Origin of the sequence: Bacillus sp. cl96, assembly GCF_900100505.1 — a bacterium.
Classification (GTDB): domain Bacteria; phylum Bacillota; class Bacilli; order Bacillales; family Bacillaceae_G; genus Bacillus_A; species Bacillus_A cereus.
This window is the reverse complement of record NZ_FNDM01000031.1, coordinates 1-13,560: the sequence shown is the minus strand read 5'-3', so window position 1 is coordinate 13,560 and position 13,560 is coordinate 1. Positions and strand designations below refer to the sequence as shown.

The window sequence follows — 13,560 nt, the reverse complement described above, 5'->3', positions numbered from 1 at the left end:
TAAACCAGTTAACGTTCCAGAATGGTTAGAAACAAGTTTAGCAACGAATGATTTTACATTTACACAAGCTTGGTATGATGGGTCAGAAGCTATTAATAAAGCAGCATCTACTAACGCTCAACAAATTGTTAAAAATATAAATAGCAAGTATGGAACAAACTTGAAGTATAGTGAAGTAGGAGCAATTGTAAAATTAGTAGATGGTTCAAAAGAGCAATTTATGTTATCTGGTATGAATGCAGATGATTTTGGAATTACTTTCATGGCATCAAATAATGCTACTGTAGAGCTTGCTAAAGGTTTTGTTACACTTGTAAATCCAAATGTGAATTTAGATCAAGAAATTCAAGATATATCCTTAGCACCAAAAAATATTAAGGATGTTGAAAAAGGGAATTATAAAATTCACATCAGTCCAACAATGAAAGACAAAATGATTTCAATTCAAATCACAAAAAAATAATGAAAAAAGCCGTTTTAGTAACCTACTAAAACGGCTTTTTTATTAGAAATTAAAAATATTCCTCGAAATATAAAAGGAGGAAGATAATGAAGAAAATAAAATCAAAATTATTATTATGTATTTTCATTATTTCGTTATTTATTCCTAACTTTGCATATGCACGGAATAGTGATATTCCTTTTTATGATGGGAAGAATGAAACCTTGATAATTAACAAGGATTTGCAAATGCCAGGAAAGTATTTAAGGCCAGGTAAATTTTTACCGCCTAATGCACCAGCTGATATTTATTATACAGCTGATCTTCATTACCCAGCTCTTTACAATGGTAGTTTTGATTGGGGAAACCAAAGAGCTAACTTGGTGCAGTCTGTTGATTATAGTGAACCTTTTGTTAATATAGCAAACGATGGATATATTGGAAGCGGTAATACTATAGGTAATAGAATGATTACAGAAGTGGAAAGAGTAAACTCTCAAGTGATTTCCCAAAAGTATTGGGGGAATCCAGATTTTGTTTTAAAGTATATATTACCTTATGAAGTGACTAGTGTTGCGTTTCCTAAGTCGTATGGTAAATTCTATTGGATTAGGGATATGGCTTATCTTTCAGGCGGTATGGCGGGTGCAGGGCTACAAAAGGATATTAACAAATTTAATATCTTTATTGTACGTACTAGTTTTCCGGATATAAAAAAATTCCAAGCATCTGACGGTCCTAAAAGTAATACAGTAGATTTTCATGTTGAAGGTTTTGAATATGTAACCAAAAATAAAGGATATACAGATAATAATATAGGATCAGAAACTATAAATCCTTATGCGGAAATGGCTGGGGAGCGAAATAGAGTAAAATGGGTTCTGAAAATATATAAAGATGGTTCTGAAATTGATACTAAAGAAGGATATATCCGTTCTAATCCTAAGAAAGATTCAGAGAAGCCGGAAGAGGGCGATGCTGGATATTTTGGAGGGAAAGGATCAAGTAGCCCTATACGATGGCAGCCAACGACTTGTGGGAAGTTTGAAGCGAAATTACAAGTCTATGACGCTGTACAAAGACCAGCAAAGGAAAAGAAAACTTCCTTTACTATTTCGGGAAATGGTTGTGACAAAGAGGAACCACCAACTCCAGGTGGTGAAGGTGATGAAGATACATTTAAGTACAAAATGGATTTTTCAGTAGATCGTATTGAGGGTGAAACGGTTGAATCTGGTGGTACTGTAAAAACACCGGTTAAGGTTTCAAGAGCTGATTTTTCAGAAGAACGAAAAAAATACCGAGAAGAATTAGATCGAAAAATCCAGGATAAAGAGCGAGAACTTTATAATTTAGAGGACAGAAAAGAAGACGCGAGGGAAGAATTGAAATTTTGTCGATATGATAGAATTTGTACAATAGATGAAGAAGGAAATCAACATTGTGTTCCCCGTGATTGTTCATCGTATGAATATAATCTTGATAGAATATTAACGATTATTAGTACAGAAACAAAAAAATTAAATAAAGAGAAGAATAAAAGGGATAGATTAGATAAATTGGAGAGTGAATATAAAAACACCACTCCAAATGTTGTCCTCAGGTTCCAAGATAATATAGTAGGACAACAGAAGGTCAACTTATCCGAAGGACAATCTAAAGTTTTATATTATGATTGGAAAGTACCAAGTTCAGGACAAATTGAGGCTGAGATCAATCCTAAGCCGCGAAAATATGATAATAGTAAAGATGTATTAAAAACAAACTTTAATAATAATAAATTGGATACTCCAATTAATGTTGCTTCACATGAAACCTCTACTTGTTCTCAGCCTAATTCTACAGCTACGGTAACAGCTGTCGTGCGTACAATTAATAACGCAGGAGATAGGGACACATTATATGAACGCTTAACGGGTAGTATTGTGAATATATCAAAGCCTAAAATAAGAGCAGGATATGGATTTAGTTATGAAGTGAAAACAACCTACACAAATGAAGATTCATCAAGTAATGCTACGGGTGTGAAGAGTACAACGTCTTTCCTTCCTACAATGGTTAAACATCAACAGTATTCAAAAACAGAAGATGGATACAAAGTACCAATGGATGAAACACTAGGAGGATACAATCAAGTTTGGTCATTACCTCATACTTACGTTGAAAAGTTTTCAGGAAATGTATTTAATGATAACTATAAAAAGCATCCTAAATACAATCCTAATGAAACTATTTTAGATGGCGGGAGAAAGTGGTATACCGAATTTACACAAGCAGATGGAACGTATTCATTTAAAGCAATGGCTTATGGTGCGGGTGTTAATAAGTTAAATCTTTGTCTTACGGGAAAAATTGAAGTGGAAGGTTCAGGGATTGGTGATAAAAAAGGAAATGATGATTTTATTAAACGCTCTGTAAATCCACAAAATCCATTCCCAGGGCAAGTAGGGTGGAACTGGAAAAACAAAGAACATATGTTAACTAGTTTATCGGACTGGTGGAATACATGGAAATATCCAAATCCAAAAGATATACCAACAGGTTATCATATGGAGAGTTATAAAATTACTCCAGAAATGTATAAGCAAATTAAAGAATATAACATGACGCATGGTTCAGATGTTAATCTGAATAGTGATTTCCTAACGAGATTTAATTTTAAATAATAAGAAAGCCTGTTTTGAAAGTGGAATTAGCTTTTAGAACAGGCTTTTTGTATACGAAAAAATATGTTGGTGAGGTGTACAAATCAATGCAACCACCAAAATTTGTTGTAATAATGCTGGTGTTGATCGGAATTATGTTGTTTACAGCAAGTACCGGTTTTATGTTTGCAGCGGATACAAATGAAGATAATAGCTTACATCAAGCAACAGCTACAGCCATGTCAAAAGGAATTAATATGGGTCAATTAAGAGTTGATGAAGAAATAACCATTAATGAGAAAGTGGTTAAAGAAACCCTGATTAGAGAATATGTTAATCAGTCAAATTTCCATGATGGTGAAAAACGATTAAATATTTATGCCATTAACTCTCAACCAGCGATGATTGGAGTCGAATCATACAATACTTTTGCTATTCCTATTAAGAAATATTTAAAAGAACCGGATGATCAAACGACAGTTAGACAATTTGAAAATATGATTTTTGAAGCGAAAAAAGTAACGAAATAGGAGTTGAAGAAATTGGTGAAAAAGCTTCCTAAGAAAACCGTGAGTGTATTAATTGCTGTAGGCTTAGTAGCGACAATTGCGGGATATGAAAATTACAGAATTAATAGTGCGATAAATCCTACTAAGGTTTATTACAGTAAAGTTGATATTCCACCAAGAACAAAAATTACAAAGGATATGTTACAAGAGAGGGTCATTCCTGGTGATGCAATTGCTCCTAATGCTATTACAAATGTAAAAGATTTAGAAGGTAAGTATACAGTAAACGGATTTGGAGTTTCAAAGAACTCTTTATTGTACAAGGACAAAGTAGTTCCAAAGGATGAATTGCCGGATGCAGCTATATTAAATTTGAAGAAAAATGAAGTAGCTTTTCCGCTATTGGTAGATATTGAAACATCATCTGGTAATAGCATTATCCCGGATTCTTATGTAGACCTGTATTTTAAAGGTACGGTGAAGAATGAAACGGATCATACTGAAAAGCCTATATTTGGGCGTGTTGCAAAACATGTTAGGGTAACTTCAGTAAAAGATAGTAATGCTACAAATGTATTTGATCCTAAGAGTGTAGAAGTTGATGGATCATACAAAGACAATTTAAATAATGAGGCGAAGAATCGTCCGCTTGCTAAAATTTATACTTTCGCAGTTTCAGATGAAGAAAATCAATTGTTAAATAAGGGAGCCTTAATTGGTGAAATTATTCCTGTTGCTTCTGGTGAATCTTATAATGCCAATGTTGAAAGAACGAATGACGATTTGATTACAAAGTGGATTCAGGATCAGTCTTATAAAATAAAGTAAGGAAGGGGTCTTTAAAAATGGGGAAAATTATTGGAATATATGGTGCGCAAAGAGGATTAGGTGCAACAACAATTGGCCAATCTCTAACGAAGGTAATAGCAAATTCTAATTCAAAGGTGCTTTATATAGAATTAGATTATTTAAATGCTACTTTTGCTCATAAAACAGCAATATCTCATCCGGAAAAGAATATGGAATTGTTTATGGAAAAGGCAATTCTAGAAAACAGAATGGATATTCAGAAGTATATTTTGAAAAAGGATGATGTCGGGGATAGTAAGAGGTTTTCATGGTTTCCAAATAATATGGAGGTATTGACCTTTAGTAAGGACTTCAAAGAAAGGGGATTTCCTCGTTTTGAAACAGGTGTAGAAACGAAGGTAGAGAAGTTCATTAATAATTTTATTAGTAAACTAAAGGCGCTTGATTATGACTTTTTACTACTTCAGTTACCTAATCAAATAGAAAGTATTTTTGGATTACCTATTTTAAGTAAGTGTGATAATGTCGTAAGCATTTTAACAGGCAATCCAATAGTTGTATCGAAATACAAGAGCATAACAAACGTATTTAATAAGGCCGACTTCAAATATAAAGAGTGGGTACATGTATTTAATTTATGTAGCAACAAAATCGATGCGGAAGATTATAAATTGTTAGTAGACTTTGATGTGGCAACTTGTATTCCTTATGATCCGGAAAGAACTGAAATGGAATTTTCTTTAATACCTGGTTCGGAAACAATAGATGAGCATACAAAAATAATCGCTAAAAAAATAGGTTGCTTTATTAGAAATGAACAAAATAGATTTCGATTTTTAGTGAGTAAATAAAATTAAATGAGCTAAAGGCGGTGAGATATATGAAAAACACAATTTCTTTAGAAGAGTTTGGTTATACATCCTCAACTCCAGAAAAAGTAGATGTAGAAAAATACATTTATAATATTAAATCTGGTGGTCATACATCTACACCTTCTACTAAGGAAATACCACAAGACTTAATTGATACAGTAAAAAAATACTTGCTAGAGGATCATAAAGAGTTAATTCAAGAATCTTTTGGGGATGAAGTGAAAAAGGAAGCGCTAAGGGATGTAGTTTCTCAATTTATTACAACGCAGCCTAATATAGAAGGCTTTACTTTAGAGCAACTTGCTAAAGGAATTGTAGATGCTGTAGCTGGTCTGGATGTTTTAGAGCCATTTTCAGAGCAAGACAGTGTAACGGACATTATATGTAATAACTGGGATGAAATATGGATAAAGGATTTAGAAAAAGGAGACTATCTTTCAGATGTCACATTTAAAAGTAAAGAGGCATATATGGCTCTTTGTAATAAGTTTGTAAATGCATCTGGACAAACATGGACACATAGTAAGCCAAGGTGTGACGCTGATTTTCCAAATATGCGTATTAGTGTAGTAGGTTTTGACATATCAAAGGATGGTATTTCATTAGCCATTAGGAAATTTAGTAAAACACTAAGGATTAACGATCAAAATATTGTAAGTGATGGATTGGCATGTGCTGAAATGATTCCTTTATTCGGTGCCATGATGAAGTCGCGAGCGAGAATTTTGATTAGTGGAGAAACTGGTACTGGTAAAACAGAATTTATGAAATATCTTATTGGACACAAGAAGAAAACAGATAAACTCATTGCTATGCAAGATATAGATGAAATGAATCTGAAACATATTTATTCAAAAGATTGGAATGTAAAAACATGGCTAACAAGAGAAAGAGAAGATGCATCCAATTCCATTACCATTGATGATTTGTTAAATAGTGCTGTCAGACAAAACCCAAAGATTTTATTCATTAATGAGCTACGTGGAAGAGAGGCATGGGGAGCAAAAAAGGCAGCTGAAACGGGTCATGGGCTTGCTACAAGTTTACATTCCCCAAGTGCTATTGAAAGTGTAGAACGATATTCTAGTCTATGTCTAGAGGCTGTTAATATATCTAAAGAATACTTACAGCAAAGTATCGCAGAGAACTTTGATTTTGGTATGCATTTTGAACTTATGGAAGATGGAAAAAGAAGACTTGTTGAGCTGGTAGAGTATATTGGGTATGAAGACGGAAAACTAATTTATACACCTTTATACACATTTAACGTAACCGAATTTAAGGAACTAGAGGATGATAAGTATTTAATAAATGGTTTTCATCAACGAGAAGGAAAAATGAGCGAAAAGATGATTAAAAGGATGAAATCTAGAGGGATCAAGACAGAAGAACTTGAGGTTGCAAAGGAACTCCCTGTAGAAAAAGGGAGGGAACGTTAATTGGGTTTTCTTAATTATCTTCCATATTTTTTAATGGCAGTTTCTTTATTCTTTGTAGTTAATTTAGTAATTAATTTAATTCAGAGAAAAAATAGAAGTAAGTTATTTGTTACGACTGAAAAAGATGATGGTAAGATAGTGAAGTTTTTAAAGAAAAAAGGATTGTATAAATGGATCAGTCCTAACTATATTATGAGGGAAAGTAAAGATTTTAATTGGAATTTATCCCTCCGGGATTATCAAATCATACTAATTGTAGGGACCCTAGTTGGAGCCGTTGCATTGTATGGTTTTTTTATGTCATTAAGTACAACAATATTCGGGGTGTTAGTAGGGGTATCTCTTCCGCCAATCATTGGATTTTATAAGCGTAAGAGATACGAAGAATATGTGGAAAATCAGTTAATGGTTTATCTAGAAGCTGTAGCGAATGCAGTTTCTACACATGAAAATATGACATTGGCTTTTAAGAGTGTTTTACCGTTACTACAATCTCCTATAAAGGATGATGTAGAAAGATGTTTAATCCTATACACGGAAGATGGAAAAAGCATTAAAGATGCCTTTTATTCATTCGTACAAAAATATAATTACAAAGATATTAAGCTCTTTCATGATATGTTGGACCTTATATCAAAAACAGGTAAAGATACGGATGACATACTTTTAAATATTGCACATGAATTTCAAGATAAAAAAATATACCGTGCAAAATTAAAATCAGGTATGCAACCGCAAAGGAGAACATTTAAGCAAACGGCTATAATGCTTGCTTCATTACCTGTTGCAGCCTTGGCGATCAATGCTGATGATTATGTTGTATTTGCAAGGACAATACAAGGAAGGTTCATTCTTTTAGCAATAATTGTAGTATGCATATTTAGTGCATTTAAAATAGAGAAACATTCTTTCTACGATCCTACAGAAGATATCACAAAAATAAAATAATAAGAAGGTGATAGAGTGAATCTATATCCTTTGATTTTACTATTTATCTTAGTCTTACTCTTTGTATTAGTGGCTTACAACCTGGTACTGGAAAGACAAAAAAGTAAAAGGTTTCAGATTTATAGCATTGTAAAAAAAAGTAATGTAGCAAATAAAAGACAACCTATTTTGTATACAATGTTGTATCCAATTTTAAAATTAAAGAAGAATTGGATATCACAAGAACGTGAAAAAGAATTAGAGAAAAAGCTAAAAAAAGTTAATTCGAGTCTTACACCAATGGAGTTTATTATTAGTAAACTTACCTTCTCAATTATAAATTTTTTAGTTATAGCTAGTTTAATATTTTATGTTCCAGATTTAAAAATAGTAATTTTCCCTTTAGCTTTGGTATTTGCTGTTATGGGATTTTATGTGAAGGAATCTAAACTTAATAGTAACGTTAAAGCGAAACAATTAAGAATGCAGCTTGAATTACCGGAATATATGATTTCTTTGGCTTATATGATTGGTAGATATACAGCCTATGAAGCTACTAAGAGATCAATAGAATATGCTTCAGATAATTTAAGGCCATTAGTAGAAAATCTAATTGCACAAATTGAACTCGAACCAGGTAATTTTGAACCATATCTAGAGTTTGCGCGTGAGGTAGATATACCAGCAGCGTATCAATTTATGGTTGCTTTACAACAAGCAATGGTTATGGATGAAAGTCAGAGTAGAGAAATAATTAATAATCAAATTAAGTTAATGAGAAGACTACGGGCTGAATCTTATGAAACGTTAGTTGCATCGCGGCCAGGTATGGTCTTCAAATACCTTATTTCTATATATTTGTGCATTATTGTATTTGTTATAGGTTTCAGTTTTACATCTATTTATGAAAAGTTTGTTCATATGTTTTAACTAAATCGTAAAGAAAGGAGGTGATTTTCATGTATTATAAGTCACTTCTGGACAAGCTTTTCTTCAAATCAATATTTCTTGCAATATCTTAGTTGATAAAGCAAGAGATAGTTAGTTGAGGTTTTAATTAATCAAATAAATCTATTAAAAGAAGAGGAGAAATTTATTTATGAAAACATTAGAAATTAAAGAATTAAAAGGATCAAGTAAGGGGAAGGGTTCAGCTTTATTAACTCGTACAAAACAATGGTTGAAAAATGAGTCTTCAGATGAAACATCAAATAAGGTTTCATGGACTTACATTGGACTTGGAATGGCAGTTGTAGTTTTAGTTATCATGTACCCAGCATTAAAGTCAGGTACTTTTAATGTATCTAATTACTTTACTTCAATTACTGGCGGCGCTAAGAGTGAACCGTCTGGATGGTCAAAATAAGTTTTTAGTTGAAAGGGCGGTTAATCCGTCCTTTTCTCTTAATTTATAGAAAGGAGAAACATATACATGCAACAAGCAGTTACATATGTTGTTTTTTTCTTGTCGTTAATGTTCATTATTGTCTTTGGTGTAGAATTTGCAGGGCAAACAGTAGTTAACGTTAAGGCGAATGAAATTAGTGAATATGCTGTAAGTTTAGCAGAGAGGGATGGGGGCTTTACTCCTGACGTAATCAGTAAAGTAAATCAAAAATTAAAGGATAGCAATATGGATTCTAAAGATTGGAAGATGGAATATACACAAGGAAAAGTACAATTTAATCAACCTCTTACTTTCACTATCAAAGGGAAGTATAAATATAATTCGTTTAAATTACTTGAAAGAGGTATAGGTACCTTTGATGTATCAGTACAAAGTACTCGTTCAGGTGTAGGACAAGTTTATTTTAGATAATAAGCGGTCTTGAAGTGTACGGAAAGAATGAGCAAATATCGTTTGAGTTAAGATCGCAGTTTAGAAAATGTTCAATAGTAAGTAAATGATGGTTTAAATTAAATCGGAGTTCTTAGTAGACTTCAATATCGCTTGCTAGTACCTAGCAATAAAGGGTGACAATATTTCAATTCCATTTGAGATATATTGTCACCTTTTTATATAGATATCTTCTTGAAAGAATGGAGGTATAAGGGGAGTTAGTTAATTTGAAAGAAAACATAAGGGAGGGGCTGTTTATAGTTCTTTTCTAATAGGGGTGGATTTCGATGTTTACAAAATGTCGAGAGATTGGGATTTTATTAATGTTAATACCACTTTTACTAATAGCTTGTATTTTACAGGCAATGGGAGAGGTGAACGAAAAGTGAGCTCTATAATAATTGATCTTCTAATGAAATTTATGATGATTTATTTAATAGGTTATGTCACTTGTAGTTTTTTATGGAGAGTAGAAACAGATTTCAAGGAGAGATAATATGAAACGTTTATCAGGAGAAGTGTATCAAGATGATGATCCTTTAGCTTTTGCGAAGGGATGTAAAAATGGCTTAATCATTGCCCTTCCCTTTTGGGGTGTAGTTATAGGTGTTGTAAGTTTTATTATGTAAAAATTTCATAACAATGAAGGGGTGGAATTAATGATCGTTTCTAATGAAATTGCTGGTATTCAAACTAAAAAACAAGCGTATGAACTCGCTAGAAAAATGACAAAACAGGTACTTCATGAAGGCGCAGGCTTAACATGGATAAGAACAACACAATCATTTTTAAGTGGAGCCATTCTTTACGTAAAAGATAAGTATAAGGAAAAGGCTAGGTTATCAGATGTAAGAGAATTTGTTTTGCAAAGCGAAGAAAAGGAAGGTTTTTTGGAACATATCACAAATCACTTAGAAAAAGATCATCCTTCTTATCATGCGTTTTCAATTATGTTGACTTGTAAGGAATCCACAAGAATTCTTGTTATTGCCCTCTCTAATTTGTGTGTGAGAACTGTAAAGGAGTGAGGGAGTGAGAAATGAGGATTGTATTAAAACCAGAGGGAATATAAATGGATTTTGAATTTGCAAGGAGGTAGGAGAATGTGGAGTCAGTAATTTCACATTGTTTGTATGTAGTGTGTAGTTCAGTAGATAAGGTATCACAAGCGTATGAAATGGCGAAAGAAATTTTTAATCCAAAGGATCAAAGTGAAAACCTAGTAAGTCATCTGAACTTAACTTCTTTTTTCGTTCTTTGTAATGGCAGCCATACAAGATTGGAAGATCAAGAAGAGTATATGAAAGCAAGAGAAAAGTATATTAAGTATCTTAAAGATCAGGATATTCATTTCATAGACGCAACAAGAAAAAGCATTTAAAAGATTTGAAAAACATTAAAAAGGAGAGAGTAATTCTTCGTAGTTGATGCAAAGGAAGTGGATTTAGTGGCATCTAAAAATAAGTTTGAAAAAGAATTGGAGAAAGCCATGTTGAAGGTGTTAATAAAACATTGGCGATTTTTCCTATTGCTATCCGGTATATTATTTGTTTGGATTACAAGATACGAAATTTTAAATCGATTAATTCAGATTGTGCCAATTGTGAAAAGGGTTGTACATGTTAGTCTACTCCTACTATTTATCGGGGCTATATTTTGGATAACTAGATGTATTATTTTATATAGGCTCGAAAAGAAGTCTTATAAATACGTTTTAGTAATTCCTCATATGTCCTATGATGCTAAGGTAGATCAATTAGGAGATATGATTCGACAAGTGCATGGTGAGGGAAGAAAACCACTAGAACAGTTGTGGAAGGGTCGCGATTGGTACAGATTACTTATGTATCAGCCGGAAGATATAGATGGAAAAAGTCAAAAAGTTCGATTTTATTTAGGTGGACCAGAAGAGAATTTGACTTATTTAGTTAAAGCGTTTCGAAATGTATATAAAAACGCTGAGATCATAGAACAAAATATAGAAGATATTCCGTTTCCACGTAATAAATTGTTTGGTGGTGCTGTTGGCGGGAGAATGAATTTAAAGACGAAAAAATCTTTATCATTAGCCCAATATAAAACTGATAAACTCCCACAACTTATAAGTGGAATGGAAGAAAAGACTTGGATTGATGTTTCCTTTTCACCAGATCGGGATTATCGATTAACAAGAAGAATCAAAAAAGAAGAAGCTGAATTAAAGGCTCGAAAGAGATTAGAAAAAGATTTAGATGTATTTCAGAAAACGGAAGCAAAGGTATTAACGCAACGATTTTTAGGGAAAGAAACAGCGTTTCAAGTTTGTGTTTCTGTAGCAACTGAAATATATCCTGGTGTTAGAATGCTAAAAGGCTTGGGGAATATCATAGCTAGTATGATGGCTGATGTAAATGAACTTCGTTACCGTTCGTTTCGTCGGTCTATTTGGCGTATTCCAATTCCTTATTACGGGCGTATGACTTGGACAGGTTCAGAACTTGTTAATTTGCTCCATCTTCCGAATATCAAAGGTGATAAGGAAGATGAATTTGAGAATAAGATTTTGTATTTAGAAAGCGGAGAGAAGATGCTTCCTGAAGGTGTTCTTTCTACAGGTTTAACAATTGGAACGCTAGTTCATCCATTAGAAAAAGATCGTGAAGTAAAGATGACGGAAGAACAGTTTAAAAAGATGGGCTGTATTACTGGAGGTACTGGTGCTGGTAAAAGTACTGTAGCAGCAAATGTACTTGATAGCGCCTTAAATCTTTGGATTGAAAACCCAAATACAGCAAGTGGATTTTCGTTGTTTGATCCTACGCCGGATTTAGCGATTGTAGTGCTAAATCGATTATTAAAGGCAGAGTTAGAAGGTGCGAAAGTAGATTGGGATAAGGTTCACTTCATTCGTTTCCGGAAAACAAAGCATCCACCGGCAATTAACTTGTTACATCGTAATCCTGATGAAGACACACAAACGGTAGTTGATTCTATTTTCGAAAGTATTCAAGCGTTAGTCCCAAATCCAGCCCCACAAACCGAAAGGATTCTAAAAGCGATTATTGGAACGCTTTTATGTGATGGGAGTCAAAAACACTCTACATTAAGTATTATTGCGTTTGGAACAGATGAATTATTTCGAGAGCGTGTTTTGGATGGTTTGGAAGGTCCAGAATCAATGCATTATAGAAACCTATGGAAAAATGAAATAGGAGCCGCCTTAGAAGACAGTATGCAGCCTTTATTAAATCGGTTAGATATATTCCGTAGTAGCACATATTTAAAACGCATATACGGACAATCTGACTTTTCTCTAGATATTTTAAAGTGGATGGATGAAGGGCATCTTGTTTTTTATGATTTGTCAGGCATGGGAAATGCTGATATTAAGCTAACAATTGGTTACATCATGAATCAATACCATCGTATTGTACAAAAAAGACAGATTGGTTCGAAATTGCATTTAACATTCATCGATGAAGCTCATAAAGTACCAGTTCCAATTCTTCCTAAAATCGTAGCGGAGGATCGGAAGTATGGTCTGGGTCTTTGGATTATTACACAACAAATATCAGGGCAATTAGATCAAAAATTGGCAGATGCACTTACGGAAATAGGTGGTAATTTCTTTGTTTGTAGACAAGGTAAATCATCGGCTAAAGCTCTAGAGGGAATTATGCAAGGGAAATTCAGAGCGGAGTACTTACAAGGGTTGCCCGATTTGGAAGCAGCCGTTCAAACACAAGATAAGTTTGAGGGGAAAGCCAAAAATGTTTGGTGCATGATAAAAGCGAAGCCTTTAGATCGCTATAGACCGAATGGCAAGGTTGCAACGTATGGAAATGATAAAGAAATTGCTGATTCTAATGAATGGACATACAAAAAAATAGATGAATTAGAGAAGAGAGGAAAGTCAGCTGAAGAAATAGATCGAGAAATTAATCTTTTCTTATATGGCCAAGACATAACAGCTTTAACTAAAGTGAACTTGAAAAAAGAGGATGAATCACTCTTTGAAAAGGCCGAAAAAGAGGCGGCGCAAGAGGAATCGCTCTTTGAGAAAGCTGAAGAGGCGGCGCAAGAGGAATCGCTCTTTG

General features: G+C 33.4%; 13 protein-coding genes and 1 pseudogene. All 14 read left to right on the top strand.

The genetic code is table 11. The features are described 5' to 3' along the window. A pseudogene (locus BLT20_RS29270) lies at nucleotides 1-463 on the top strand (cell surface protein); the annotation flags it as partial. 86 nt (nucleotides 464-549) lie between these two features. After that, nucleotides 550-3,108 carry a hypothetical protein gene (locus BLT20_RS29265; RefSeq protein WP_061685320.1) on the top strand — a complete coding sequence of 853 codons (2,559 nt, stop codon included), beginning with the start codon at nucleotides 550-552 and terminating at the stop codon, nucleotides 3,106-3,108. Nucleotides 3,109-3,128: 20 nt separating this feature from the next. Next, nucleotides 3,129-3,617 carry a DUF5411 family protein gene (locus BLT20_RS29260; protein WP_080444361.1) on the top strand — a complete coding sequence of 163 codons (489 nt, stop codon included), beginning with the start codon at nucleotides 3,129-3,131 and terminating at the stop codon, nucleotides 3,615-3,617. 15 nt (nucleotides 3,618-3,632) lie between these two features. After that, entirely contained in the window at nucleotides 3,633-4,424 is a 792-nt protein-coding gene (locus BLT20_RS29255; RefSeq protein ID WP_061685340.1) for a CpaB family protein, read from the top strand. Between the two features lie 17 nt (nucleotides 4,425-4,441). Next, nucleotides 4,442-5,257 (top strand): AAA family ATPase, encoded by an 816-nt coding sequence (locus tag BLT20_RS29250; RefSeq protein ID WP_061685321.1) that lies wholly within the window; start codon nucleotides 4,442-4,444, stop codon nucleotides 5,255-5,257. Between the two features lie 29 nt (nucleotides 5,258-5,286). Beyond that, nucleotides 5,287-6,717 carry a TadA family conjugal transfer-associated ATPase gene (locus BLT20_RS29245; RefSeq protein WP_061685322.1) on the top strand — a complete coding sequence of 477 codons (1,431 nt, stop codon included), beginning with the start codon at nucleotides 5,287-5,289 and terminating at the stop codon, nucleotides 6,715-6,717. Beyond that, on the top strand, nucleotides 6,718-7,665 hold the full coding sequence (locus tag BLT20_RS29240) for a type II secretion system F family protein (RefSeq protein ID WP_080444358.1): 948 nt from the start codon (nucleotides 6,718-6,720) through the stop codon (nucleotides 7,663-7,665). Between the two features lie 15 nt (nucleotides 7,666-7,680). Further along, nucleotides 7,681-8,574 (top strand): hypothetical protein, encoded by an 894-nt coding sequence (locus BLT20_RS29235; protein ID WP_061685323.1) that lies wholly within the window; start codon nucleotides 7,681-7,683, stop codon nucleotides 8,572-8,574. A 169-nt stretch (nucleotides 8,575-8,743) separates the two neighbouring features. Next, entirely contained in the window at nucleotides 8,744-9,010 is a 267-nt protein-coding gene (locus BLT20_RS29230) for a hypothetical protein (RefSeq protein ID WP_000853492.1), read from the top strand. Between the two features lie 66 nt (nucleotides 9,011-9,076). After that, the gene (locus tag BLT20_RS29225) at nucleotides 9,077-9,463 is read left to right on the top strand and encodes a DUF4320 family protein (RefSeq protein ID WP_042595265.1); all 387 of its coding nucleotides are present in this window, start codon (nucleotides 9,077-9,079) and stop codon (nucleotides 9,461-9,463) included. A gap of 518 nt (nucleotides 9,464-9,981) precedes the next feature. Continuing rightward, complete coding sequence (locus BLT20_RS31225) at nucleotides 9,982-10,113, top strand: hypothetical protein (protein ID WP_254906609.1); 132 nt, start codon at nucleotides 9,982-9,984, stop codon at nucleotides 10,111-10,113. Nucleotides 10,114-10,143: 30 nt separating this feature from the next. Next, on the top strand, nucleotides 10,144-10,512 hold the full coding sequence (locus tag BLT20_RS29220) for a hypothetical protein (protein WP_061685324.1): 369 nt from the start codon (nucleotides 10,144-10,146) through the stop codon (nucleotides 10,510-10,512). Nucleotides 10,513-10,589: 77 nt separating this feature from the next. Then, nucleotides 10,590-10,865: a hypothetical protein gene (locus BLT20_RS29215; RefSeq protein ID WP_210370727.1), complete on the top strand. Its 276-nt coding sequence runs from the start codon at nucleotides 10,590-10,592 to the stop codon at nucleotides 10,863-10,865. Between the two features lie 66 nt (nucleotides 10,866-10,931). Then, nucleotides 10,932-13,560: type IV secretory system conjugative DNA transfer family protein (locus tag BLT20_RS29210; RefSeq protein ID WP_083605822.1), on the top strand; the 2,629-nt coding region annotated here is incomplete at its 3' end.

Bases quoted from the DNA above. Each gene is read 5' to 3' on its own strand.
- BLT20_RS29265 (WP_061685320.1), top strand. From the start codon at position 550: ATGAAGAAAATAAAATCAAAATTATTATTATGTATTTTCATTATTTCG.
- BLT20_RS29250 (WP_061685321.1), top strand. From the start codon at position 4,442: ATGGGGAAAATTATTGGAATATATGGTGCGCAAAGAGGATTAGGTGCA.
- BLT20_RS29245 (WP_061685322.1), top strand. From the start codon at position 5,287: ATGAAAAACACAATTTCTTTAGAAGAGTTTGGTTATACATCCTCAACT.
- BLT20_RS29230 (WP_000853492.1), top strand. From the start codon at position 8,744: ATGAAAACATTAGAAATTAAAGAATTAAAAGGATCAAGTAAGGGGAAG.
- BLT20_RS29225 (WP_042595265.1), top strand. From the start codon at position 9,077: ATGCAACAAGCAGTTACATATGTTGTTTTTTTCTTGTCGTTAATGTTC.
- BLT20_RS31225 (WP_254906609.1), top strand. From the start codon at position 9,982: ATGAAACGTTTATCAGGAGAAGTGTATCAAGATGATGATCCTTTAGCT.
- BLT20_RS29220 (WP_061685324.1), top strand. From the start codon at position 10,144: ATGATCGTTTCTAATGAAATTGCTGGTATTCAAACTAAAAAACAAGCG.